We start from the raw sequence: 25,718 nt of genomic DNA on the forward strand, positions 1-25,718 counted from the left end.
GTAGCATGGGATGAGCGGAGCGAATCCCATCAAGGAACTGGCACGACGCGGGAAGTGCTGCGTTTCGCTGCGCTTAAGGAGACGCTGATTTAATCGCGCGTCCGCGCTCGAGTCGCTTTTGCGTGCGAACAAGGCGCGGTGACTGCCGTGCAGTCATTCTGCACAAGGGAACCGCAACGCAGTTCCCACGCCCGTTGTTATCAAAAACGGCCGGCCGAGCCCCTGCGTTCAATGGCTTGTGGGGTTGGTGCCCCCTGTTCCCCGATCCTGCGTTGCGCCGCTTGCGGGTAGAACCACTACCCGCTGCACGACGTGCCTTGTCTCGGAAAACAGGGGGCACCAACGCGGACGTGCGATTAAATCAGCGTCTCCTTAACCGCACCCCTGTGTCTGCGGTTCAGGGATCGCGACCATGAACCGTTTCGGCGCGTGGGCGCGGCCCGCGGAGGCCACAGTCAGTCCAGACGCAGATCGGCCCAGACCGGGTCGTGGTCCGAGGCGCGCCAGGGGCCCTCGGCGGGTGCGCGCCCGTCAAACCCGAGGAACCGGGGTTCATCCGCATTGACCGGCCAGGTCGCGCCATCGGTTACGCGTACGCGCAGCGATTCGGGGCCCAGCAGGTAGTCCAGCTGCCCGGCCTGGCCGCGAAACACATAGGTATGCGCCCGGGCCGGGTTGTCGTGGACGAGATCGCGTTTCCCGGCGGCGGTCAGGGTCCGGATCGGGTCTTCGGTGGCGTAGGCGTTCAGGTCGCCGAGGATCAGCATGGGGGTGTCGGCATATTCGCCGCGGCGCTGTTCGCGCAGCCATTCCACCAGGCGCTCGGCCTGCGCGGTGCGGCGTTCGTTCCAGCACCCCTGGCCGCGGTCGATGTCGCCCGCGTCGGGACACCCGCTCTTGGCCTTGAAGTGAACCACCACGGCACCGAAACGCTCGTCGGTTCCGGTGGGTGCGAACCAGCCCAGCAGCGGTGGCCGATGGTGCACGTCGTCGCGGTCGGCGGCCGACGCGATCAGGCGCAGGCGTTCGGGCCGGTAAAGCAGGCCGACCTTGATGGCGTCGTCTCCAGGCGCCGGGTGCGCGACGGCGGCGTACTGGCCGCGTTCGGAGTGCCGTGTGTTCAGGCGGGTCACCAGCTTGGTGCGGGCGGCTGCGGCATTTTCCAGTTCCACGGCGCCGAGCAGATCCGCGTCCAGTCCCTGGAGCAGGGCGTCCAGCTTGGCCGTCTGCCGATCGCGTTCCGCCCGGGTCTGTGCGCCGCGCTCGCCCAGGGTGACGAAATCGTTCTCCAGGTTGGCCGTTGCGATGCGGAGGTGGCCCGCCGCCGGGGCCGGCACGGGTGCCGGTCGTTCCCCGCCGGACCAGTCAATCGTCTCGGTGGGGTGGATGCGATACTCGCCGAAGGCCCGGGTGAGGATGCCGGTCAGGCCTTCGACCCGGCTTCCCGCGCGGCGGGTGCCCTGGTGGTCGAGATAGGGGATCGGATCGGGGTTGGCACGGTAGCTGCCATCATCGAGTTCGATCTGGCGGGCCGCGTCCCGATCCGTCCCCGGGCGCCCGGTCTGGCCGGGATGGATCAGCCGCCCGCCGGCAGCGAGGGTCAGGCTGCCGTAGCGACCGAGGTCGTGGTTGGCGGTCACGGTTAGTGCCTGCGTCAGGCGCACACGCAGGTCGCGGTGTTCGTCGAGGCGGTCGGCATCCTCGGGCAGGCGCAACGGGATGGGGTCGGGCAGGCCCGCGTGGCCGCAGTTTTCCACCCGATGCAGGCGCGAGACTTGCGGCCGGCCGCGGTGGCGGCTGAAGTCACCGTGCACCTCCAGACGCTGTCCGGCCTCGACCGGGTCCTGACGCGGGGCATAGACGAACAGGCCCGTGGCATCCGCCCCCGATCCCTGTTGCAGATAGAACCCGTCGAGCTGGTCGGGCCCCATGAATACGCCGGTCGCGACGCCTTCGACGATGACGGCGTTGCCCTCGGCGACCTGTCCCGCCCGGAGTTCGGAGAGCGGCGTCCGCTCGGCGCCGGGATCGGGACAGGCGACCCGGGCCTGTGCCGGGCCCGCGGTCCACAGCGCCAGCAGGACCACGGCCATCGCCCCCGCGGCGGTGGTGGCCCTGGGGCGGGTTGTACAAGCCGGGGATGCAGGGTTCAGCCGATCCATGGCCGAAGGATAAGGGTGTTCAGGCGCTCTTGCTGGGATTCAGCAGTCCGTAGAGATAGTCCGGGGCCTGGGTAACGTCCGCGATGGTGTAGCGATCGAGCACAGCCAGGAACGCATCGCGGGCATCATTGAGCACGCCACGCAGCTGGCAGCCGGGCAGGATCGGGCAGACGGGGTTCTCGCAGTCGACCACGTTCAGGTTGGGCTCCATGTCGCGGATGACGCTGCCCACGTTGATCTCGCCCGGCTCACAGGCGAGCGAGATGCCGCCCCCCTTGCCGCGGCGGGTGATGATGTAGCCCTTCTGACCGAGCTGGTGGACGATCTTGACCAGATGGTTGCGCGGAATCGAGAACTGTTCGGAGATGTCACTGACGGTCACGCGCTGTTCGCGCGGCTGGACGGTGAGGTACATCAGGACACGAAGGGAGAAGTCGGTATAACGGGTGAGTTGCATAGGGGGATCGTCGGCTGGTTTCGAAGGATATGCTTGAACGTATATTTCGTTGAACCTTAATCGCTCCGGACTTTCGTCACAAGCGCGGTGGTCACGACGTTAGGGCAGTACGCGTCCGTTACCGACCCGGAGTCGCTTCAACAGTTCCGGACGAGCGTTGTGCTGGAAGCGACCGGGACCTTCAGGATTGCCACCGTGGGCCGTTAACGTGCAATGGCCGGGATGGACTGGGACCAGGGGGATTCAATGGAGCGGGGAAACGGGTGGCTGAGTGGCCTTTCGCTGGCGGGGCGTTTCTCGCTCGCGCTGAGCGGCATCGTCGGGGTGTTCTTTCTGATCGCGGCCGCGGCGGTGTTCTGGCACACGGCGACCCTGAAAAGCGGCATGGAGAGCACGCTGACCGGGGTGATGCAGCAGCACGAGACCACGCCGGCCCTGGAGGCCGAAGTGGCGGCCGAGGTGGACCGCCTGCTTGAGCTCGCGGCCTGGCAGGTCAACGCGATGATGCTGGGCGTCGCGATCGGCGTCGTCGTGGTGGTGTACTTCCTGTTCGTGTTCATGATCCGGCGGCGCCTGGCCCGGCTGGCGACGCGATTCCGCGCGGTATCGGAGGGCGAGGGCGATCTGCGTCAGCGTATCGAGGCGCCCAGAAATGACGGGATCGACCGGCTGGCGCGGCTGTTCAATGCCTTCATCGAGCGCCTGCAAGGCATGGTGTCGGAGATGGTGGAACATGCCCGCGAGCTGGGCGATTCCGTCGGCACGCTGCACCGGGTGGCGGAGGAGACCAACCAGGAGGTGCGGCAACAGCAGGCCCGTCTGGGGCAGGTTGCCACGGCGATGAACCAGATGACGGCTTCCGCCGAGGAGATCGCCCGGAACGCCCGTACGGCTTCCGAGGCCGCCGATCAGGCGGAGAGCGAGACACGCAACGGATCGGAGGTCGTGGATGCCACGGTCCGGACGATGCGCGAACTGGCCAGCGAGATCGGGACCGCGAACGCCGAGGTGTCGCGGCTGCAGACCGAATCGGACCAGATCGGGTCGGTCCTCGACGTGATTCGGGGAATCGCCGAGCAGACCAACCTCCTGGCCCTGAATGCCGCCATCGAGGCCGCTCGTGCCGGAGAGCAGGGACGGGGATTCGCCGTGGTGGCCGACGAGGTACGCACGCTCGCCACCCGGACGCAGGAGTCCACGACCGAGATCCAGGCGATGATCGAGCGGCTGCAGGGCGGCGCGCGTTCGGCGGCCAGCGCGATGGAGCGCAGCCGCGAAAGGGGCGAGGCCGGGGTGGACGAGGCCGCCGGGGCCGGCGAGGCCCTGCACGCCATTCGGTCCGCGGTCGAACGCATCCGGCATCTCAACAACGAGATCTCGGGGGCGGTGTCACAACAGGCGGAGGTCGCGCGCGAGGTCGACGGGACCCTCACCGAGGTCAGCCAGGGGGCGCAGGTCACGGCGGGCAATGCCGAGGCCACCGCCAGCGAGACCGATGCCCTGGTGGGGCGGATCGAGCAGCTGCGGGGGCTGACCACGCAATTCCGGGTCTGACCCGCCGCGGGTGGGGTGCGTGAACCGGGTACCTGCCCGGGTGCGATACGATTCCCGGCGTGTTCCGGGCGTTTTCCGTATACTGCGCCCCGCCTCGGGATCACGGAGTCGCTCCTGCAATGACAGTCTGGGTCGCCATCCTGCTCGGGATCGTGCAGGGCATCTTCATGTTTCTGCCAGTCAGTTCGACCGCCCATCTGGTCCTGACCCAGCACTGGCTCATCCGCCAGGGCGAACCTCTGCCACCGCCCGAAAGCCCGGAGATGATCCTCTTCGACCTGGTGGTGCATGTCGGCACCCTGGTCTCGATCGTCTTCGTCTTCCGCAAGAGCCTGGTCCGGCTCACCGGCGGGATTGCCCGGGAGAGCTGGCAATGGGCCGCGGCCCGTGGGTCGGCCGGACGTGAAATGCTGTTCCTGCGCCTGGCCCTGCTGGTTGTGCTCTCGGTGTTCGCCACCGCGGTGGTCGGTTTCACCCTGAAGGCGGGCTTCGAGCAGGTGTTTGCCCACCCGACTCTTATTGCGGGCACGCTGAGCCTGACCGGGGTACTGCTGTGGTGGACGGACCGGCTCCAGCGCCGCCCCCTGGGCCTGCGCCAATTGAGCCCGAAGATTGCCACCATCATCGGCGTGGCTCAGGGCTTTGCGCTGATCCCGGGGCTCTCGCGCAGCGGCATGACCATCACCTTCGCCCTGTTTACCGGGCTCAAGCGGCGCTGGGCGGCGGAGTACAGCTTCTTCCTCGCGATTCCGACCATCCTCGCCGCCACTGCGGTGCAGTCGCTGGATGTTCTGAACGGCAACGGGCTGGGGGAGCTGAACTGGACGGCCCTGGCGGTTGGCTTCGTGGTCTCCGCCCTGGTCGGCATCGTGTCGCTGAAGATGGTCCTGTTCTTCCTGTACCGCGCCAACCTCAAGGTCTTCTCGTTCTACCTCTGGGCGCTGGCGCTGCTGGTCCTGTTCGGTTTCCTCGACGTGGAGATCATGTACAGCGGCAAGTAAGCGGGCCGGCTCATTCCGGGCCCCGCAGTACGGCCAGCGGTGCCTGATCCAGCACCCGTCGGGTTCCCAGCCAGCCCGCCAGGGCAATCCCCAGCGTCCCGCCGCCGATCCCGTATACAAAGGTCAGCGGGTTCACGCTGTAGTCGAACTCGAACACCTGCCAGGCGAGCAGGGCGCCAACCGCGGTGGCGATGACGGCCGCCAGCAAGCCGGCCAGCAACCCCAGGGCCCCGAACTCGGCCAGCAGCCCGTTGCGGATATGCTCGCGGCGTGCCCCGAGGGTGCGCAGCAGGGCGGCTTCGCGCCGGCGTACGTCGCGGGTGGCCTGAACCGCCGCATACAGCACGGTCAGGCCGGCGATCAGCGTGAACAGGAAGACGTATTCAACCGCTCGCGTGGCCTGGTCCATCACGTCGCGCACCTGGGCCAGGATCGCGCTGACGTCGATGGCCGATACCGCGGGGAACTCCCGCAGCCACTGGTTCTGTGCCGAGCGCTGGTCGTCGGGCACGTGCATGGCCGTGATGAAGGTGCGCGGCTGCTCGTCCAGCAGCCCAGGGGGCCCGATGACGAAGAAATTGACCTGGAAACTGTCCCAGTTGACCTCACGGACGCTGGTGATCGGGCTCCGGATGGCCTGCCCGCCGACCCGGAAGGTCAGGTAATCCCCGATCTCGAGGTCGAAACGCTCCATCAGGCCGGCCTCGACCGACCAGCCCGTATCGGGATCCTGTCCTTGCGCGTCGAACCAGTGCCCGTCGACGATCCGGTTGTGCTCGGGCGGGGTTTCCGCATATGACAGGTTGAACTCGCGGTCCACCAGCCGGCGGTCGCGATCGTCGTCGAAGTCCTCCGGACGCACCCGGTCGTCATTAATCTCGATCAGGCGCCCGCGGATCATCGGGTCGAGTTGCGGGCGCTCGAGCCCGGCGGCCTCCACGCGGTCCGCAAACGCCTGTTCCTGCCCCGGCTGGATGTTGATGAAGAACTGGTTGGGCGCGTCCTCCGGGATGCTGGCATCCCAGGCCTCCAGCAGGTCGACCCGGACGATGGCCAGCAACAGGAGCGCGAGGATCCCGACACTGAACGCGACCAGCTGGACCGCACTCAACCCCCCGCGCCGGGACAGGTTGGCCAGGCCGAAGCGCAGGGCCATGCCGCCGCGATTGCGCAGCGGCCGAAGGGCCAGCACCAGCGCCATGCCCAGCACCGACAGCAGGGCGATGGCCAGGGCTGTCCCCAGCAGGACCCAGGCAGCCAGTCCGGGATCGGCCGCCTGCCAGTAGAGCAGGCCGCCAAAGGCCAGAAGCGCCAGTGCCCCGGATAACCACACCGAGGTGGGCGGCAGCCCAAGGTCGCGCCGGAGGACGCGCAAGGGCGAGACCTGGCCGATGCGCAGCAGCGCGGGCAGGGCGAAGCCCACGGCCGTGATCATCCCGACCCCGATGCCCGCGATCACTGGGCGCCATCCGGGCGGCGGCAGATCGCCGGCCAGCCAGTCCCCGAGCAGCGCCGCCAGGACAAACTGGGCGGCAAAGCCGATCGCCAGGCCGATCCCGCTGGCCACCAGGGCGACCAGCACGACCCGACCGAAATAGGTCAGCAGGACCTGGCGGCCGCTGGCGCCCAGCGCGCGCATCACCGCGGCCGGATCGGCGCGGCGCTGGGCAAAGTGGTGAGCGGCTACGGCGATCGCCGCTCCGGCGAGCAGCACGGCCATCAGCGAGGCGAGCCCGAGGAATCGCTCGGCGCGTTCGATCGCGGTACGCAGTTCCGGGTTGGCGTCTTCCAGCCCCAGCAGGCGCTGACCCGATTCCAGTTCGTCCTCCAGCCAGCCACGGAATCCCTCAACCCCGGCACTCGGGCCCGCGGCAAAGAATTCGTAGCGCACCCGGCTCCCGGGGCCGATGAGGCCGCTGGCCTCGAGGTCGTCGAACGCGAGCATCAGGCGGGGGGCAATATCGAGCAGGTTGCTGCCGCGGTCCGGCTCGTGGGTGATCACGCCGGTGACCTCCAGATCGAGGTCGCCGACCTCGACCCGGTCTCCGGTCTCGATTCGAAGGGCGTCAAGCAGCGCCGGCTCGAGCCAGGCCGTCCCGGGCTCCGGGCCCAGGTCACGAGTCTGTTCGTCGGCGTCTCGTCCAGGCCGGATCCGCGCCTCGCCCTTGAGCGGCCAGCTCGACTCCACCGCACGCAGGGCCGCCAGGCGGGATTCGTCGTCGGTGGAAAAGACCACACTGGGCAGAGAGGCTGTCCGGGCCGTTTCCAGGCCGTATTCGGCGGCTTCGGCCGGCCAGCCCGCCGGCAGGGGGTTGTCGCTGACGACCGCCAGGTCGCCACCCAGAAGCGCGGTGGCCTGCTGGGCCATGCCCCGGTCGACCCGGTCGGTGAAGAAGCCGACGGCCGCGACCGCGGCGACCGCCACCACCAGGGCGGCGGCCAGTACCCGTAGCTCGGCCGAGCGCCATTCGCGCCAGGTGCCCCTTAGCAGCGCGCGCAGGGGCCCGCGGCCCCGGTTCCGGGTCAAGGTCATGCCAGCACACCGTCCTGAATGGAGATAATGCGATCGCATTGCCCGGCGATTTCGGGGTCATGCGTGACCAGCACCAGGGCCGTGGCCGGTCCGTCGCGGTCGGGATGTCGCGCCAGCCCGAACAGCAGTTCGATGATCCGGTGGCCGGTCTTGCCGTCGAGGTTCCCCGTGGGTTCGTCGGCGAAGAGCACGGCCGGGTGATCGACGATCGCGCGGGCAATGGCCACGCGCTGCTGTTCGCCACCGGAAAGCTGGTGCGGATAGTGCGCGGCACGCTCGGACAGGCCCACCCGCTCCAGGGCCTGTTCGGCCCAGAGGCTCAGCGTCTCCTGGTCACGGCCGGCATGGGCCGGGTTGAGCTCCAGCGGCAGCAGGGTGTTCTCCATCGCCGTCAGGGCGGGCAGTAACTGGAACGACTGGAACACGAAACCGACCCGGCCGGCACGCAGCGCCGCCCGGCCGTCCTCGTTCAGTTCGCTGATCGTTTGTCCGAGCAGGCGAACTTCTCCCGCGCTCGGGGCGTCCAGACCTGCGAGCAACCCGAGGAGGGTGGACTTTCCGGAGCCCGAAGCTCCGAGGATCGCCACCGTCTCACCCGCCTGGACCGCCAGCGAGATGCCGCGCAGGATGTCCAGGGGGCCGCTGGGTCCGTTGATCCGCTGCTCGAGGTCCCGGGCTTCCAGTACAAATGACGAGGATGCATCCATGTTGCGTATTCCGTTGGTCGTGATGGGCTTGATCGCGTTGCTATGGAGTCCCGGAGCGGCCGCGAATTCCCCGGAAGGTCAAAATCCTTCCCCGGAGCCCCTGACGATCCTGGTCTTCGGGGACTCCCTCAGCGCGGCCTATGGCATGCCCGAGTCTGCCGGCTGGCCGGCCTTGCTGGAAGAGCGCCTTGAGGAGCGCGAGCGGGACTGGGAGGTGGAGAACGTATCCATTAGCGGTGATACCACAGCGGGTGGCCGGACGCGGTTGCCGGAGGTGCTGGACCGTACCGCGCCCGTCCTCGTCATCCTGGCCCTGGGCGGTAACGACGGCCTGCGCGGCCTGCCACCGGCCGCTATGCGCGAAAACCTGGAGGCCATGGTCGAGGCCATCGAGACCGCGGGTGCCGAGACCCTGTTGCTGGGTATTCGCATCCCGCCCAACTACGGGCGGCGTTACACCGAACGCTTCGAGGCGGTGTATGCCGATCTGGCCGAGGCCCGCGAGCTTGCGTTCGAGCCGTTCTTTCTCGAGGACATCCTGCTCGAAGACGGCATGCTGATGGACGACGGAATTCATCCCAGCGAGGCGGCCCAGCCCCATCTTCTGGACGCGGTGTGGTCGCGTCTCGAGCCCATGGTGAAGGCGGCCGAGGCCGGCAAACCGCCGTGCAACGGCGACGGGTAGCACGGGGAGGCAGGCGCCTCAGTCGGCGAGGAGGGCCCGTATGTCGGCGACCACCGACTCCGGAAGCAGTTGGCGCAGGACCGGGTGCAGGTCGTGTTCGACCTCGGACAGCAGTGACAGGGTGCGGACCTCGGAGTGACGGCATAACGGGTTGCCGTACTGGTTGGTCTGAATCCGGCGTTCGGCCCCCATCGTCATCAATGCCACACCGGGCAGCCCGCGCGGGCCTTCGTCGAGGACTTCGATGAGTTCCACCATGCAGCCGTCCACCTCGCCCTGGATGCCAATCAGCGGGGCGAGGAGGTCGATCATGCGGCTGGACTGTTCGGTCGTCAGCGTAGCCATTTGCCTACCTTACGACCGAAGTGGGCGCGGCGCCAGACCGGGAATGCCCGGCGCCGGCGGGAGATGGTGTCCCCGGCAGGATTCGAACCTGCGACCTGCCCCTTAGGAGGGGGCTGCTCTATCCAGCTGAGCTACGGAGACCTGGAAAACGCGGAGTATAAGCGTGGCAACCCCGCAGCCCCAAACGGCTCATGCGGCAGTCCTGTCCCCGGGGACGAGCTGGTGGTGCGCCCAGTCGAGAAATTCCTCCAGCGTTGCGCGACCGGTGTGCGGGGCTTCCGGGCCCGCCAGGTTGCGGTAGGTCACGTATCCCGAGTCGTGTTCCAGCACGCGCCGCACGGCCCAGTCCGCGTCGCCCTTCCCGTTGCTGAAACAGGTGCCGGGCCGGATCGCGTTCGGCGTAATGGGGTCGGGGTGGTGATGATGACGCCGGGCCAGCAGGTACAGGCGTGCAAGATCGTCCTCGGTCAGGTCGAGGTAGAGGTTCATCTCGCGCATGGCATGTTCGAGATCGGCGCGTCCGAGTCCGGCCTGTTCCAGGGCGCCAAGGGGCGGCTGCCCCGGGCTTTCGGGTGGGGGCGTGAGGCGCGCGGGATACCGCCGCCAGGGGAATGGATAGTTGATGATGACGGCGACCAGCAGCATGACCCCGACGCTGCTGAGGACCGGGTGCAGCAGAAACCAGGGTCCCAGGGCCGCTACCGAGTCGCCGCCCACGACGGCATACAGGGCGGTGGCGCCGCCGGGTGGATGCAGACAGCGCAGGTAATGCATCAGCCAGATCGCCAGTCCGACGGCGAACGCCGCCGCCAGTAGCGGGTGGGGCAGGAGGTCCCGCGCGAGGACGCCCACGATGGCCGCCACGCCATGCCCGCCTAGGACGTTCCATGGCTGCGAGAGGGCGGCGTGCGGCGCAGCGAAGAGCAGGACGGCGGTGGCGCCCAGGGATGCGAGAATCAGCCCGTTGATGCCGTTCTCGGTAACCGACGCGGCGACCTCCAGCGAGAGGTACAGGCCGATGATCGCGCCGACCAGCGCGATCAGCTTGTCCCAGTGGTTGGTGGTGTCGAGAAAATCGCCGAACAGCGATCCGCGTCCAGTGCGCAAGCCAGCCTCCATAAGCTTGAAGCAGAATGCATATTCGGCGCGGGGGTCTTCGGCGTCAAGTGGCCCTGTCAGGAAGCTGCCCCGGCACAGCGTCCGGCGCTACCGGGTTGCCCGGAGGCGACGTTTCGATCGGAACGCCCAGGCTTCGTACCGTGGGGTGGGGCAATGCCGCGAACGGGGTGCTGTGGTCGGAGTGGTCCGTCCGGAGAGGGTGACCGGGATGGCGCACGGGGCCATTGCGGATTGTGGCGCTATGCCTGACGGATCTTGTCGCGCGGGTTTTCCATGAACCGGTGCAGGGTCGCGCGTGGCGTCGGCGAGCAGACGGCCGTTGCGGATCGACCGGATGCCCGCGAGGCCCATCTGGCAGTCACCGGTTGGGCGACAAACCAGGGATCGCGGGAGGGGCCCTCGGGTGAACCGTCAGGTCCGGCCGGTGCCTGCAGAGGCGGGCAGGGCGGGTGGCAGCCCCTGCGAGAGTGGGGCGGGGGCTCCGAGGTAGTAGCCCTGAGCGAAGTTGAATCCCAGGTCCCGGACACGCCTGAGTTGTTCCGCCGCTTCGATCCCTTCCGCCACGGTGGTGTAGCCCGCATCGGCGATCATTTGAACCAGACTCTCGACGATTTGATGCTGGTCCGGGGAATCCAGGGAACGTATCAGGCTGATGTCGAACTTGACCGTGTCCACGGGCATGGATGCGAGGTAGCGGAGGGATGAGTAGCCACTGCCAAAATCGTCGAGGGCAACCTGAAAACCTTGCTGGCGAAGCTGCTGGAGGTTCTCCGTGGCCTGCCCGATCTCCGTGATCAGGGCAGTCTCCGTGACCTCGAGGATGATCTGCCGGTCCTGCAGGAAGGGCACGAACGCCTCCATCCACTGGGCGATTCCGGAATTCACGACGGTGGGGCCGGAGAGGTTGATCGAGATGCCGAGGCCGGCCGGGATTTGGGAGGTTCGCAGGTCCCGGAGAATGCGATTCAGTATGGCCCGGTCCAGGTCGACCTCCAGGCGACGCGCCTCGACGACGGGAAAGATATCGGCCGGGCCGATGACTTCGTCCATGTGTTCGATGCGCAGAAGGGCCTCGACATAAGAGGCATGACGGTCGTCGAGTGCGATAACCGGCTGGTAGCTCATGCGAATCCCGGTTCCCCGGGTCACGGCCTCGTACACGGCATTGTTGATCCAGTTCGAATAAAGCCCCTGCGTATCCTTCGCCAGTTCCGGGGTGAATATCACGACATGCGAGGACCCCGGGCGCTTGGCCTTGTACATGGCAACGTCAGCCTGCCACTGCATAGCCAGAAGAGACGCCTCGTCGTTGCCAGGCGCGACGGCCATGCCGATGCTGACCTTGATCGGCTCCCGCACCCCGAAACGGTTGAAATCGGTCATCCGGATCCGCTCCAGGCAACGCTCACCCAGGCTCCGGGCGCCCGATTGGTCGCAGTCGAGGAGGATCGCCGCGAATTCGTCGCCGCCGATGCGGAACAGGTGTTCCCCGTCCCGCAGGACCTCGTCGATGTTGCGCGCCACAGCCTGCAGGACCGCGTCACCCACCGGATGACCATAGCTGTCGTTAATGGCCTTGAAGTGATTGATATCGAACAGGGCAAAGCACACCGGGTAGGTGTGGCGCGCGGCCAGTCGCGGAAGGGTGTCCCAGTATTCGTCAAAGGCCCGGCGGTTGCGCACACCGGTGAGGGCATCATGGTGCGCGATACGCCAGAATTCGCGGTTCTTCTCCTCGAGGCTCGAATGGACGTCCTGGAGCTGGGCCTGGTAGGAGTTCAGCGACTCGCGGATCTTCTCCGTTTCCGCGATGGGCAATACCCCGCCGACACGTTCCAGCACCAGGCCTCCGGCGCTTTTGCGAAGCCGGTCGATATGGCCGGAAATGTGGCGCAGCGGGCGCACGATCAGATAAACGAGCGTGGCGAACAGGGCGAGCGTAATGATCCCCAGGATGCCCCCGAGATTGATTACGGCCCCTGAGAGTAGTTCCTCCACCTGGTCGGCCATGGGGTTGGGGCGAAGATCGAACCGGGCGTGCCCGACGAGATCGCTCGCCGGGATCGCGTGCTGCTCGCCAAAATCGAAGCGGATGGATTCGGGATCGATAAAGCGGAACACATGTCCCTCGCGCAGGGCATCGAGAAACCGGCTCTTCAGGCCGACGAAGCCCGGCGGCGCCTGGGCCCCATTGATCGGCGGGATTGCCTCGATGACCATCAAAAGCGGCTCTGAGTCGCCCCGCACCGCACGTGGATCGGGAGGCGGAAGGTCAATCATCCCGGGCAAATGGACCGTGTCCGAGTTCGCCAGGGCGACCCCCTCATGGTCATAAACCTGGGCGTCCAGGACCCGGTCGGCCAGAATCCCGGCCTGGTGCATGCGGTGATTCTTCCAGTAGCCATAGTACTGCGGGGTGCCGAGCTGCTGGCGCACCTCTTCCCAGCGGGCGAATCGGGATGCCTGTTGTGCCGCCTGCGTGCGGACGCGCTCCAGCGCGTTGGCAAGCTCCTGACGCGCGGCCTCGCGAGCACTTTCGTGGATCTCCCCGCGCAGTTGGTCGACCTGGTGCCAGGTGTAGAGTCCGAAGCCGGCGAGCGTGACGAGGGCAACCGCCGCCAGCAGGAGAGCGTAGTGCGTGATGGAAGGGATGCGCGTTCGGATCATTGCGCCTGTTGCCTTTGGAGGGCCCACTCGATCTCGTCCAGCAGGTCAAACTCGTGCAACTGATCGAAGAAGTGATTGGCGCCGTCGACAATGCGAACCTCCGCACCATGCTGTCGTAAGGTCTCGATCCATTCCAGGTCGATCCGGTCATCGCCACTGCCCGCAATGAGCGTGGACGGAACGCCGATCGACTGGAAGGCCTGATCGGTGCGCTGCTTGTCCCAGTCGTAGTAGGAAAGGTATGCCGCGGGCGTGGTGACATACTCGTGACAGAAACCCAGGGCGAATTTCTCCAGCCCGGGATCGTTGCGGGCAAGGGCCGCACGGGCGCGGGCAGCATGTTCGGGGGATTCAAAAGCGACTTCGCCGTACCCGAAAAACGTCACACTGATAAAGATGGCATATCCCACGGGGGCTCCCGGGGAGTGAGCAAGGTAGTCCAGCAGGTTCACGCTGCCGGCGCTGTGGCCGATCAAGACGGGTTCCTGACCGGTTTGTTCGTGGAGCCATTCGACCCACGTCGCGATTTCATCCCGTGTCTGCGGCATGGAATGGGTGTGCACGGCCTCGCAGGGCAGGCTGGCGGTGCGCCGGTCGATACCGAGTGTCAGGCTGTGGGTCAGGACACTGTATCCCGCGTCGGCGAGCGCGGTCGCGAGACGGCGTACCGTGGGGAAATGATGGGTCTGCAGAAAACCATGCTGGATCAGGATCGCGGGCATGTCCGGGTCGCCGGCCCAGTACGCCGCTTCAGCGGAATCCCCGGACGGCATCTGCAGGGTCACGGATACTTCTTCGCCACTTGCGAACGCCGGGCCCAGGCTCAACAGGGTTACGGCCATAAACGCCACCGCGCTTCGCAAACACCATCCGGACATGGTCGTATCTCCCTGACCTCAAGAGCCGGCAAATGCCAATGGAAATTCCTTGCCCACAATCTAGCAGCATCGTGCGGCCACGGCGTGGGTGGAGTCGGATGCGTCTTGATCTGGATCAAGAACCGCTTGGATACCGTATCGGTAAGGCCTGAACGGTTTTTTTCTGGATCTCCGAGGCGCGTTGCAGGCGTGTCGGGCTGCGGGAATCCGTCAGGGTGTCTCGGCCTCGAGAATGAGCGAAACCCGTCGGTTCTCCGCGCGCCCCCCGGGGGTGTCGTTGGGGGCGACCGGAAGGGTGTCGGCACGACCCACCGCGCGCAACTGGCCAGGTGCCACCCCGCGGGTGACCAGGTACCGAACGACGCCGGAGGCGCGCGCCGAGGACAGCTCCCAGTTGGACGGGAAGCGTTCGGTCGCAATGGGGACGTTATCCGTGTGACCTTCCACGGTGACGGGACCCGCGTGATCTTCCAGGATGGGGAGCAGATCCTCCAGCAGCGCCTCTCCATCCGGGCGCAGGTCCGCCTGGGCCGTGCTGAACAGGATGTCGTCGCGGATGCGGAGCTCCAGCCGGCCGGGCTGCTCGACGACGTCTACACCGTCGGGGGCGCGGGTGCGCAAGTCTCCAGCCTCGACCTCAACCTCCGATGGATGCTCCGGGTCCGCCTCCGCGACGGCCGGATCCTCTGTACGGGCGGGTTCGAGGATGGGCGCCTCCACCAGCGCGGGATGGACCAAAGGCTCGACGAGAGCGCTGCGATCCGGGTGGGCCAGTGCGATGGGGCTGGCCGAGACGGCGCGTGGGTCGTCCTCGCGCGGGTCCATGAAGGTCAACAGGATTACGAACACCACGATGACCAGGGTCAGGACGTCCAGGTAGGTGAGAATCCAGGCGTGTTCGTCGTCGCGCTGGCGCTCCCCCGGGTAGGACCCAAGAAAGGCCTGCTCCGGGCGGGTGGCGGCATGGGCGTCCATCTCCGCCTGCAGGGCGGCTCGTTCCGAGGTGGAATAGGCGGGGCCGGGCATGGGGTCAGCGCCGCTCGGTCGATTCGTCCGGATCGCGCGTTTCCTCGGCCGCGGGATCTTCGCCGTTGAGCGGGGCCTGGCGGATCTCGTCGCTGTGGTTCTCCATGAACGAGCGCAGGGTCTCGCGGATGTAGCCCGGCGAGCGCCCCTTGCGCATGAGCATGATGCCCTCCAGCACCATGGTCATCAGCACGACCCGCTCCTCGGTTCGCCGCTCCAGCTTGATGGCGATGGGCCGGAAGACCAGGTTGGCGAGCAGGATGCCGTAGAACGTGGTGATCAGGGCGATGCCCAGGTTCACCGCGATGACGGTGAAGTCGTCGCTCTCGGTGGTCAGCAGCAGGTTGATCAGCCCGATCAGCGTCCCGAGCATGCCGAAGGCCGGGGCATAGGTGGCCATGGTCCGGAACATCTGGGCATCGGCCTGTTCGCGGGCGCGCAGGCGGGCCATGCGCCAGTTGAGCAGGTCGGAGACGTCGTCCATCGGGGTGTCGTCGATGACCAGCTGGATGCCGGTGCGCAGGAACGGGTTGCGGATCTGGTCGAGGCGATCCTGGATGCGCCGCAGGTTCTGCGAGAACCAGTAGCGCGAGACCTGGACGATCTCCTCGAGGTCCTGGGTGACGTCGTAGCGCTCCTCGCGGATCGCGTTGGCGCCGGCGCGAAACACGCGCATCACTTCGTGGAAGGGGTAGCTCATCAGCGTGGCCGCGATGGTGCCGCCCACCACGATGCCGAGGCCGGGCAGGTTCAGGAAGGCGTCGAGGTCCTGCGAGGAAAACGCGATAACGCTGCCGAACACCAGCAGGCTGCCGAAAATGCCAAGGAGGGTGGAGAGATTCATGCATGCTTCCGGGAAAGGACCGTCGCAAGCTTAAAACAGGCGACCGGATGGCGTCTGCCCGCGTGTGATGGCGAGGGCATTCCCGCGTACACTCGGACCGTCAACCGATAAGGAGCGGCCGCATGGATATGACCTGGGTGGTACTCGGGATACTGGTTCTGCTGGTGATCTGGGGCGTGTGGACCTACAACCGCCTGGTGACCTCGCGCAACCGCTACAAGAATGCCTTTGCGCAGATCGATGTCCAGCTGACCCGTCGTTACGACCTGATTCCCAATCTGGTCAAGGTCGCGGAACGCTACATGAGCCACGAGCGTGACACCCTCGAGGCGGTCATCCAGGCGCGCAATCAGGCCCAGCAGAGCCTGCAGGAAGTGGCGGGCGATCCGACCAACGCCGACGCCGTGCGCAAGCTGTCCAGCTCGGAGCAGGGGCTTTCCGGGGCGTTGGGTAGGCTATTCGCACTGTCCGAGAGTTATCCCGACCTCAAGGCCAACGAGAACATGATGCAGTTGTCCGAAGAGCTGACCAGCACCGAGAACCGGGTTGCCTATGCCCGTCAGGGTTTCAATGACGCCGTCATGCAATACAACATCCTGCGCGAGATGTTCCCGAACAGCCTGATCGCCAACAACTTCGGCTTTCGCCCGGCGCAGCTGCTGGAGATCGAGGATCCGCAGAAGCGCGAGCCTGTTCAAGTGAACTTCTCCTGATTGCCGGGGCGCCATGAATTTCTTCGAGCATCAGGACCGGGCGCAGCGTCGGACCCGCTGGTTGCTGTTCCTGTTCGGTCTGGCCGTGCTGGCGATCGTGCTGGTGATGAATGCGATCGTGCTGGCGCTGTTCGGCCAGGCCGAGCCGGTGGCGGCGGGCGAACCCTGGCTGACCCGGGACTTCCTGTCCCGCAATGTCGGCGTCATGGTCTGGACGACCGTGCTGACGGTGGGGCTGATCGGGCTGGGCAGTCTCTACCGCACCCTCGGCCTGCGCGATGGCGGAGGCACCGTCGCCCGCGAACTGGGCGGGACGCGCGTGGACGGGGACACCCGCGACCCATTGCGGCGGCGCCTGATGAACGTAGTGGAGGAGATTGCCATCGCCTCCGGGGTGCCGGTGCCCGAGGTCTATGTGCTGGAGCAGGAGGCGGGCATCAACGCCTTCGCGGCCGGGTACTCACCGGATGACGCAGCCATTGCCGTGACCCGGGGAGCGCTGGAACAGCTGGATCGCGACGAGCTGCAGGGGGTGGTGGCACACGAGTTCGGGCATGTCCTGAACGGCGATATGCGCCTGAACATTCGCCTGATGGGCATGCTGTTCGGGATCCTGGTGATGGCCCTGATCGGCCAGCGCGTGCTGCTCGCCATGCGCCTGTCACGCAACAACCGCAATGCCGGCGGCATCGTCGCCGCGGGTCTGGCATTGATGGTGGTGGGTTATATCGGGCTGTTTTTCGGGCGCTGGATTCGCGCATCCGTCTCGCGCCAGCGGGAATACCTCGCGGATGCCTCGGCCGTGCAGTTCACGCGGCAACCGGATGGCATTTCGGGTGCCCTGAAGAAGATCGGTGCGGGGCAGACGGCGCTGCGCGCGGATACCGAAGAGGTCGGGCACATGCTGTTTGCTTCCGGGGCGCTGGGGCAGATGTTCGCGACGCATCCGCCGCTGGTCCGGCGCATCCAGGCGATCGAGCCGGGGTTCGATCCGGAGGAGCTGGAGACGATCCGCGAGCAGATGGAGAAGGATGCGCAGACCCGCCGTACGGAACAGGAGGCCCGGGCCGAGGCCGAGGCGCGCGACCGCAAGCCGGCGGCCGAGCCCGGCAACCTGTTTCTGAACCCGGGGCAGCTGATGGAGAACATTGGCGATCCGGGGCTGGCGCAGATCCTCGGGGCCGGACTCCTGGTGGCGGCGATGCCCGGGCCGCTGGAACGCGCCGCGCATTCCGATGCCTGGGGTGTGGAGGTCCTGCTCTATCTGTTGATCAGCGCCGATGCCGAGGTGCAGGACCATCAGCTGCTGCGCATTGCCGCGAGGCGGGGCGCCGAGAGTGAATCCCGGGTGCGCACGCTGCTCGATGCCGAACCAGAACTGCGCCCGGACCTGCGGATCCCGCTGCTGGAGATGAGCTTCCCGGTCGTGCGCCAGCGCCCGCGCGAGGAGCGTCAGGCGCTGGAAACGCTGATCGACGAGCTGATCCGCGCCGATGGCCGGGTGTCGGCCTTTGAATATGCCACGGGGCGCCTGCTGCGGCGTCAGCTTCGCGATCTGGATCAGCCCGCGCGTTCCCGCCCGGGCGGGCGGCAACGTCTGGATCACCTGGCCAGCCATGCCCGGGACGTCCTCGCCGTGCTTGCTCACCACGGCCATCCGGACAATCCCGAGCAGGCGCGGGCGGCCCTGCACTCGGGGCTCGTCGCCCTCGCGGTCGCGGATCCGGACGATGACGGGATTGCGGCCGCGCTCGAGGGGGCGGCCGATGCGTCCACCTGGGCCGACGGCCTCGATCGCATACTGGAGGCACTCGATGCCCTGCGCCCGGCCGACAAGCAGCGTCTGGTCACCGCCATGCTGGCCACGATCACCCATGGGGGAGAGACGGTGATCGCCGAGGTGGAGTTGTTGCGGGCGATCGCTGCGTCGCTGCATGTGCCGTTGCCGGTCGCGGAGATGCCTGCGGCCGAAGCGGAGTAGGTGCGCCGGACGCGGGTGCGGTGCCCCGGCACGCACGGTATGATACGGCCGCTCCGGGGGCGTGGCGGAACTGGTAGACGCATCGGACTTAAAATCCGCTGGCCGCAAGGCCGTGCCGGTTCGATTCCGGCCGTCCCCACCAGAAAAAACCATCGGTGACCGTTGGCCCCGTTTTCGGGCCCTATTTGTGGCCACGCCCTTGTGACCAACATGTCACCTGAGCCTGGGCCGCCAGGTCCGCTGGCCGAGCGCTCTTCCTCGAACTACGGAATATCCCAGGCGTCCGGCATGCGGGAGCAGAACCGCAGGGTGGCCTTGTTCTTGTGCAAACAAGAGTTCCAGCCCCTATGCTCTGCTCTGAAGCTTTGTAGTTGAGTCGCACGCAGACGAGGCCGTGGGGCCGTGGTCACGAGCGTCGCATCTGTGTCGCCCGGGAGGCCCTGATGAGCCGAAATCGGACAGCAATGATCGATATCCTGTGGACCGGGGGATGGGACTCGACCTTCCGCGTGCTGGATCTGCTGGCACGGCACGAGGAAATGATCCAGCCACATTACGTGCGGGATCGAGATCGTCGATCCTGGGAGATCGAGGAGGAAACCATCGAGGCCATCCGCGGACGTGCTAACCGCCGCTTCGGGGATCGAATCCTCTTACCGAAGCGGCGGGAGAAGTCCGATATCGAGGTGCCCGAACAGGTTAAGGCCTGGTTCCGTCCCCTGAACCGACAGTTCCGCCTCGGATCGCAATACATGTGGCTGTCGCAGTACTCCATGAGCGAGACCGGCGGTCGGCTGGAACTCTGCGTTCATGTCGATGACAAGGCACACAAGGCCATAAGCTGGGCGCAGCGCAACAGACATAACAAGGATGCCACCGAGCTGGTGGAGGCGGTGGATGGTCTGCTGCTGTCGAGGTTTCAGTTTCCAATCCTGGACGCTTCCAAAATCGGAATGCAGCGGGCAGCAAAGGAGGCCGGCTTCGACGATCTTCTGGAGCGGACCTGGTTCTGTAATCAGCCCACCCGCGATGGGCGACCGTGTGGCTTTTGCGGTCCCTGCACCTGGACGCTTGAGGAAGGCCTGGGCTACCGCATTCCCGCTGACCGGCGTTTTCGCTCCAACCTCTACCGCAGGATCGGCCGCCACTTGCCTAGCTGGCGCCTCCGCCAGGCGTTTCTGCGCAGGGTCCGGGGGCAGGACGAGGTGCGGTGACGCCAAGACGGAACGTTTCCGTCTGGGAAGCGGTCTTGTGCGGGCGCTTGACCGTTTCCGTTCGCCGGCCGATGACGCATAGTAGAATCCTCTGCGAGGCCCAAAAAGACGCGGCATGAGCCCACCCCCGGACACGACAAAAGAATCGGATGCCCGCGCGGCCACGTCTTCGACGCGGGTCCGAACCACCGAGCCTCATGTCACGGGCTCGGTGGTCGCGGCGCTTCTTGCGGGGGCACTGTTCGCGTTGCTGTTCCTGGCGATCGACCACGGCTGGAAGCAGCAGATGGCCGAACGCTATCAGCAGACCCTCGCGACCGAGGCGAACAGCCTCCGCTCGCGCCTGGAAAGTGTGCTCAACGCCTCGGTGCACGCGACGATCGGGCTTGCCGCCTACGCCTATGTGCATCCGGAGCTGAACGAGGACGAGTTTGCCCGTGCCGCGGAGCGGCTGTATCGCGGGCAGCCCGAGTTGATTCGATCCCTGACCCTGGCACGCGGCGAGATCCTCGAACTGGTCTACCCGCGTGAGGGCAACGAGGACGCTATCGGGCTCAATCTGGCCCGGCATCCGCAGCAGTCCGCCTCCTTCCATCGAGTGCTGGAGAGTCGCGAGACCGTCGTCGCAGGGCCCTGGCCGCTGGCCCAGGGCGGACGCGGGCTCCTGGTGCGGGCCCCAGTCCTGACCGAGCCGGAAGACGTATCCGCCCCGGGCAATCCATGGAGCCTGTCGAGCATCGCGCTGGACTTCGACACCCTGTTGCAGCAGGCCGGCCTCGATCCGGGACCCGGCGGGCTGCAGGTGGCTCTGCGTGGCCGGGACGGTACCGGTGCCGAGGGCGAGGTTTTCTACAACCCCGGCGACATCGATGTCGCCGGCGCGCCGCTGGAATTCGATGTGAACTTTGCCGGCGGGCAGTGGGGCATGGTGGCCGAACCGCTTCCGAGCCCGTCGGCGACGGCCCGGCCTGCGGCATGGTGGGTGCTGGGGGTGGTGGGAGTGGTGGCGGTCAGCGGCTACACCTTCCGCATCGGGCAGGGCATGCGTCAACGCCGGGACGCCCTGACGCGCTATCAGGCGCTGGTCAATCGCCTGGAGGACGCGACGCTGGTGGTCGCCGGGCGACGGATCCTGTGGGCGAATCCGGCCTTCGAGCGCATGACCGGGGTGGCGCCAACACCTGGCCAGCCCCTTTCCACGCTGGACGTGATCCACCCCGACGACCGTGCGCGCCTGCCGCCGGAGCTGGACTTCTCCAGTGCCGACGTGCCGCAGGAACCCCGTGGGCGCGAGATCCGTGTGCGGGTGTCGGGTGGGGACCAGCGTTTCCATCTGTTGCGCTGGGTGCCGATCGACTGGGAGGGGCAACGGGCTTCTCTGCTGAGTTTTGTCGATGTGCACGAAAATCGGATGCTGTTCAATGCCCTCAGCGAGGCGCGCGATCTGCAGGACGCGCTGTTCGAGGCCATGCCGGGTGATGCCCTCGTGATTGACGAGGACGGGCTGGTGTTGCGCGTGTTCGGGGAGGCCCGACGAGGCCGCGACCCGCGCACCTCTGCCGCGGGGCACAGCCTCCCGGAGCTGCTGCCGGACGAGGTGGCCCGGCGCTTCTCGAGTCTCGTGCAGCGGGCATTGCGCGAAGGCCGGATGCAGGAGATCCAGTACCGCCTCCACGCCAGTGCGTTTCACGGGGGTGACCCCGCCGTCGCGCCGGAGGAAACGCGCTGGTACGAGGCGCGCGTACGGCCGATTCACACGCCGTTTGAAGGCACGTCCGCGGTGGTCTGGCACGCCCTGGACGTGACCGAACGCAAAAAGCTCGAGGATCGCATGCAGGCCCTCGCCTGGGAGGATCCATTGACGGGGACGGCCAACCGCGCCGCGCTGGAGCGAGCGTTCCCGCGGCTGGCCGCGCGGGCGGATCGCAAGGAAGGCCAGCTGGCCCTGCTGTTCATCGATCTGGACCGCTTCAAGCCGGTGAACGACCAGTACGGCCACGCGGTGGGGGACGATCTGCTGCGCCAGCTGGCCCGGCGCCTGGCCGGCAGTCTGCGCCCGGATGACCTGCTGGTTCGTCTGGGGGGCGACGAGTTCATCGTGCTGAGTGCTCCCCTGCATCGGCCGGAGGAGGCGCGGGGCCTGGTGGAACGCCTGCGGCAGGCATTCAGCGCGCCCTTCGAGCTGCATCCCGGTCACATGGAGGCGGTGGAACAGTCCTTGTCCTGCAGCATTGGCGTCGCGTTCTATCCACGAGACGGCCAGCGTCTCGCGGACCTGATGATGGCGGCGGATCACGCGATGTATCGCGTCAAGGCCGCCGCCCGCGATGCCGTGGCCTACGCCTCGGAGGAACCGCCCGGGCCCTGATCCGCATGCCGGGCGGGGTCGAGACGTGCCGCGGTGGCGGCCTCCAGGGGCTCGATCAGTCCCAGTAGATGGTCGGCCAGCCATTCGGCCGCCAGGGGGGCATACAACAGGCCCCGAGAGCCGTGAGCAAGGTTCAGCAGGATACGTCCGTGCCGGTCCAGCCGGCTGCGGCCGACGAGCGGCAGGCGGTCCCGCACGACGGCCCGTTCGCCGGCCCAGTGGTCCAGAACCTGGATGGCTTCGGCATGCTCGAGGCCCGGAACCCAGGCAAGGTGGCGCAGGTTCGCCGCATCGTCCTCGGCGAGGGGGGAGCGGTCGCGGGCCTCGCCAGCGCCCTCCGTGCGGCGGTACGTCGCGCCGATCCAGGCGCTGGTGCCCGGCCCCGGGATGCAGTAGCCCTGACCGGTGGCAACGTATCCGCCCCAGTCGGGCAGGGGGGCTGCAATGCGGGTCATCTGTCCGGTAACGGTCGAGATCGTGGCCTGTTCCGGACACAGGGATGTCCCGCAACCGGCGGCATTGGCCAGGACGACGGCGTCGAACGCCTCCGTCCCCGCCGGGGTCTCCAGGCGCACGCCACCGTCCGGTACGGTTCCCGGCTCGACCCCGGTCACTGGCTCCGGTCGCACGGGCGGCAGGTCACGGGCCAGGGCGCGACACAGGGCCGCCATGTCCACCGCTAGGCCCTGCGGGTAGTAAAGATGGGGCGCATCGGCGCAGCGCGGCCCCTCCGGGTCGAATAGCAGACCGGTCGCCGCATGGCCGGCCTTGCGCAGCCGCGTGACGCGTTTCTGGCCGTGGGCGCTGATCCCGTGGAAGGCCACCCCCGATGCCAGGCGAAGCGTCTCGCGGGTTGTGCCTTCCAGCTCGTCGATCAGGGCACGGGTGCGGCGCATGCCCGCCAGGGCGATATCGTTCAGCTCGGTGTCCCGGGGATGGAGGTTCGGCAGCAGCACGGCGGCCGGGTTGCCGGAGGCACCCCCGGCGACGCCGTCCGGGTCGAAGATTGTCGTGCGGATACCGCGCCGCTGCAGGGCATGCGCCGTGGCGAGCCCGGCGAGGCCGGCGCCCACCAGTGCGACATGCCGAGCGTCATGGGCGACAGGGAAGGGCGGTTCCGCCGGTGGGCCCTGGAAAGTTCCGGTCAGGCGTTCGCGCTTGTGCCCGTGGCCGGCCACCCGCTGGACCGTGAATCCGACGGCTTCCAGATCGCGCCGGACCTGGCCCGCCGCGGTGTAGGTCCCGAACGTCGCCCCGGGCGCGGACAGCCGCGCCACCTGGCGGAAGACGCCGGTGTTCCAGAGTGCGGGGTTGCTGCGGGGCGCGAAGCCATCGAGGAACCAGGCGTCGATGTAGCCCCGGACCTGGGCCAGCAGGGGAGCCGCATCGCCGAGGCCAAGGGTCAGCACCGCCCGGGCCCCCGGAAACTCGATGCGGTGCAGTCCCGGAACCGGTGGCGGGTACTGCTCGCGCAGGGCCCGGCTGTCGGGATCATCCAGCCCCAGATGACGATGCAGCGTGGCAAGGTCTTCCGGCGAGAGCGGGTGGGCCTCCAGGCTCAGCAGCGACAAAAAGGCGTCGCGTGGCGCGTACTGCCGCCATTGGTCCAGTGTCTGCAGGAGGTTCAGGCCGGTGCCGAAGCCGGTCTCGCCGATGGCGAAGTGCCGGCATCCCGCGAAACGTCCGGGCAGCCGGTTGGCTTCGATGAAGACCTCCTGGACCTCGGCCCGGGGGTCCCGGGAGCCGAAATAGCCGTCGCCGTAGTCGACAGCATAGGGCATGCCGTCACGCCATTCGAGGCGTGCCCAGTCGAGGATCGGGCGCGGAGAGTGGGAGGTCACGGGTCCGGAAAAGCCGGCGGAGCGCAGGGTTCTGCGCTCCGCGAGCGGTACAGGGAGTGGACGGGTCAGTTCGTCAGCGCGTCAGTTCGTCGAACGAGGTAAAGGCAACCTGCTGGTTCCGAACCCCGTTGTCGAGTTGTGCCAGCAGGGTCTGGCTGATGGACTTGAAACGGTCGAGCTCGTCGCCTTCCAGGGCATCGCTTTCCGGGAGCTCCACGCGCATCGGGTTCTGCGGCCGGCTGTTCACGTGAATCTCGTAATGCAGGTGAGGCCCGGTGCTGCGCCCGGTGTTGCCGGACAGCGCGATGCGGTCGCCGCGTTCCACGGTCTGGCCGGGGCGCACCAGCTGACGGTCCAGGTGCAGGTAGCGCGTGGAATAGCCCTGGCCGTGTTCGATGACGATAAAGCGTCCGGCGTAGGGATGGTTCTCCACGCGGGTGACGCGGCCATCGGCCGGGGCCAGGATCGGGGTGCCCACCGGCATGGCGAAGTCTGTCCCGTGGTGCGGGGCGACCCGCCCGGTGACCGGGTGGCGACGGCGCGGGTTGAAGCTGGAGCTGATGCGGTAGTTTCCGGCAAACGGTCGGCGATCAAACGGCGGAAGAAGGCTCTCGCCCTCGGGGGTGTAGAACCGCCCGTTGACGTTGCGCGCGGCGCGGATCTCGATGCGTTCGCCCTCGTAGTCGAAGGCGAGCAGGCGCAGATTGTGCGGGGTATCGTCGCCCACCAGGGTTTCCTGTTCCACCAGCAGCGTGAACTGGTCCCCGGTGCGGGCGTGCGTGCGCACCGGCAGGTAGCGGTCCAGGAGCACGGCGAGGGCGTTGGCGGCCCCCGGCGAAATATCGGCGCGTTCGGTCAGGGCCGAGGCGATGTTGCCGTCGATCTCCGCGTTGATGATCAGGTGACTGACCTCGCGACCGTTCTCGACTTCCGCGCGCTCGAAGTCCCAGCCATCGGCCTCGCGGATCCATTCGTGTCCGCTGGCGCGAGAGGTCCACAGGCGCATGCGGGTCAGGTAGCCCTCGTCGTCCACCTGCCATTCGATCTCCTGGCCGGGACGCACCCGGTTCAGGATCGAGGCGTTGTCGTCATCGTCCAGCAGCCGGTAGAGCGTCGCGAGCGGGAGATCCCATTCGCGCTCCCAGAGGCCGGTCAGGCGCTCGCCGTCCTTCAGGGTATGACTGTGCCACTCGTCATCGGTGGCCTCGGCCTCGGAGACCGAATCGGCGTCACCATCGAGATCGAAGGTCTCGTACGAGGTGGGGGCCTCGGCATCGGGGTCGACGGTGGTGTCGTCAAAGCCGGGGGCGGGCTCGTCCATCATGTCGGTGGCGAACGCGACGGTCTGTGCGCCCTTGTCGAGCGATGCCGGGCTGATGCCGGCCCCGCCGGCCGGGTGGTCGGCCTGCGCCAGCGACAGTTTGGCGTTGGGGAGCGGGTTGCCGGCACCGATCGGGAGCGGCTGGGAGGTCTCGGCAGGCTGGGAGGCGAGCAGGAGGCTGGTCCCCACCAGGATGGCGAGTCCGGCGGTGCCCGCCAGAAAGAAATGCGATGTCTTTCTGCTGTAACCCATATGGCCCTTGCCCCGGAGAGTTTCCGCTTTATACCACGTTTTTTCGGGCA

19 protein-coding genes and 2 tRNA genes are annotated in these 25,718 nt (G+C 67.2%); 8 read left to right on the forward strand and 13 right to left on the reverse strand.

From position 1 onward, the window contains the following. Positions 1–455: 455 nt before the first annotated feature. On the reverse strand, positions 456–2,162 hold the full coding sequence (locus tag F817_RS0108845; RefSeq protein WP_024327309.1) for an ExeM/NucH family extracellular endonuclease: 1,707 nt from the start codon (positions 2,160–2,162) through the stop codon (positions 456–458). Positions 2,163–2,181: 19 nt separating this feature from the next. After that, entirely contained in the window at positions 2,182–2,619 is a 438-nt protein-coding gene (locus tag F817_RS0108850) for an Rrf2 family transcriptional regulator (RefSeq protein WP_024327310.1), read from the reverse strand. A gap of 246 nt (positions 2,620–2,865) precedes the next feature. On the opposite strand from F817_RS0108850, the gene F817_RS0108860 reads away from it, so the two are divergent. Together F817_RS0108860 and F817_RS0108865 are read left to right on the forward strand one after the other, a co-directional pair. Beyond that, entirely contained in the window at positions 2,866–4,173 is a 1,308-nt protein-coding gene (locus F817_RS0108860; protein WP_024327311.1) for a methyl-accepting chemotaxis protein, read from the forward strand. 119 nt (positions 4,174–4,292) lie between these two features. Beyond that, positions 4,293–5,174: an undecaprenyl-diphosphate phosphatase gene (locus tag F817_RS0108865; RefSeq protein ID WP_024327312.1), complete on the forward strand. Its 882-nt coding sequence runs from the start codon at positions 4,293–4,295 to the stop codon at positions 5,172–5,174. A 10-nt stretch (positions 5,175–5,184) separates the two neighbouring features. Here the strand turns inward: F817_RS0108865 and F817_RS0108870 are convergent, their stop codons facing one another. Continuing rightward, a complete protein-coding gene (locus tag F817_RS0108870) occupies positions 5,185–7,707 on the reverse strand; it encodes an ABC transporter permease (RefSeq protein WP_024327313.1) in 2,523 nt (840 codons plus the stop codon). Next, on the reverse strand, positions 7,704–8,414 hold the full coding sequence (locus tag F817_RS0108875) for an ABC transporter ATP-binding protein (protein ID WP_024327314.1): 711 nt from the start codon (positions 8,412–8,414) through the stop codon (positions 7,704–7,706). Before F817_RS0108875 ends, F817_RS0108870 begins: the two co-directional genes overlap by 4 nt. Between F817_RS0108875 and F817_RS0108880 the strand changes: the two genes are divergently transcribed. Then, positions 8,413–9,099, forward strand: coding sequence for an arylesterase (locus F817_RS0108880; protein WP_024327315.1), 687 nt, complete (start codon positions 8,413–8,415; stop codon positions 9,097–9,099). The genes F817_RS0108875 and F817_RS0108880 overlap by 2 nt on opposite strands. 18 nt (positions 9,100–9,117) lie before the next feature. Here F817_RS0108880 and F817_RS0108885 read toward each other — a convergent pair whose 3' ends face one another. The 7 genes from F817_RS0108885 to F817_RS0108915 form a co-directional block, all read right to left on the reverse strand. Then, entirely contained in the window at positions 9,118–9,444 is a 327-nt protein-coding gene (locus F817_RS0108885; protein ID WP_024327316.1) for a hypothetical protein, read from the reverse strand. A 64-nt stretch (positions 9,445–9,508) separates the two neighbouring features. After that, positions 9,509–9,585 (reverse strand) — tRNA-Arg (locus F817_RS0108890). 48 nt (positions 9,586–9,633) lie between these two features. Further along, positions 9,634–10,551 (reverse strand): HPP family protein, encoded by a 918-nt coding sequence (locus tag F817_RS0108895; RefSeq protein WP_024327317.1) that lies wholly within the window; start codon positions 10,549–10,551, stop codon positions 9,634–9,636. Between the two features lie 423 nt (positions 10,552–10,974). After that, entirely contained in the window at positions 10,975–13,230 is a 2,256-nt protein-coding gene (locus F817_RS0108900) for a bifunctional diguanylate cyclase/phosphodiesterase (protein WP_024327318.1), read from the reverse strand. Next, positions 13,227–14,072, reverse strand: coding sequence for an alpha/beta hydrolase (locus F817_RS0108905; protein ID WP_369774208.1), 846 nt, complete (start codon positions 14,070–14,072; stop codon positions 13,227–13,229). The genes F817_RS0108900 and F817_RS0108905 overlap by 4 nt, the downstream gene beginning before the upstream one ends. Positions 14,073–14,318: 246 nt before the next feature. Then, positions 14,319–15,134 (reverse strand): OmpA family protein, encoded by an 816-nt coding sequence (locus F817_RS0108910; protein WP_024327320.1) that lies wholly within the window; start codon positions 15,132–15,134, stop codon positions 14,319–14,321. Between the two features lie 4 nt (positions 15,135–15,138). Beyond that, entirely contained in the window at positions 15,139–15,978 is an 840-nt protein-coding gene (locus F817_RS0108915; RefSeq protein WP_024327321.1) for a motility protein A, read from the reverse strand. A gap of 122 nt (positions 15,979–16,100) precedes the next feature. On the opposite strand from F817_RS0108915, the gene F817_RS0108920 reads away from it, so the two are divergent. The 5 genes from F817_RS0108920 to F817_RS0108940 all read left to right on the forward strand — a co-directional run bounded on the left by F817_RS0108920 (position 16,101) and on the right by F817_RS0108940 (position 22,254). Beyond that, positions 16,101–16,691, forward strand: coding sequence for a LemA family protein (locus tag F817_RS0108920; RefSeq protein ID WP_024327322.1), 591 nt, complete (start codon positions 16,101–16,103; stop codon positions 16,689–16,691). A 13-nt stretch (positions 16,692–16,704) separates the two neighbouring features. Further along, positions 16,705–18,672, forward strand: coding sequence for a M48 family metallopeptidase (locus F817_RS0108925; protein ID WP_024327323.1), 1,968 nt, complete (start codon positions 16,705–16,707; stop codon positions 18,670–18,672). A gap of 55 nt (positions 18,673–18,727) precedes the next feature. Next, positions 18,728–18,814: transfer RNA gene (locus tag F817_RS0108930), tRNA-Leu, on the forward strand. 322 nt (positions 18,815–19,136) lie between these two features. Continuing rightward, positions 19,137–19,886, forward strand: coding sequence for a 7-cyano-7-deazaguanine synthase (locus F817_RS0108935; RefSeq protein WP_231369401.1), 750 nt, complete (start codon positions 19,137–19,139; stop codon positions 19,884–19,886). Between the two features lie 211 nt (positions 19,887–20,097). Continuing rightward, positions 20,098–22,254 carry a diguanylate cyclase domain-containing protein gene (locus tag F817_RS0108940; RefSeq protein WP_029681081.1) on the forward strand — a complete coding sequence of 719 codons (2,157 nt, stop codon included), beginning with the start codon at positions 20,098–20,100 and terminating at the stop codon, positions 22,252–22,254. Here the strand turns inward: F817_RS0108940 and mnmD are convergent. Together mnmD and F817_RS0108950 are read right to left on the reverse strand one after the other, a co-directional pair. Then, a complete protein-coding gene (gene mnmD, locus F817_RS0108945; protein ID WP_024327326.1) occupies positions 22,224–24,035 on the reverse strand; it encodes a tRNA (5-methylaminomethyl-2-thiouridine)(34)-methyltransferase MnmD in 1,812 nt (603 codons plus the stop codon). The genes F817_RS0108940 and mnmD overlap by 31 nt on opposite strands. A gap of 133 nt (positions 24,036–24,168) precedes the next feature. After that, positions 24,169–25,668, reverse strand: a complete 1,500-nt coding sequence (locus tag F817_RS0108950) for a peptidoglycan DD-metalloendopeptidase family protein (RefSeq protein ID WP_024327327.1) — start codon at positions 25,666–25,668, stop codon at positions 24,169–24,171. Positions 25,669–25,718 lie beyond the last annotated feature (50 nt).

It is taken from the genome of Thioalkalivibrio sp. AKL19, assembly GCF_000420165.1.
In the GTDB taxonomy this organism is placed as follows: Bacteria; Pseudomonadota; Gammaproteobacteria; order Ectothiorhodospirales; family Ectothiorhodospiraceae; genus Thioalkalivibrio.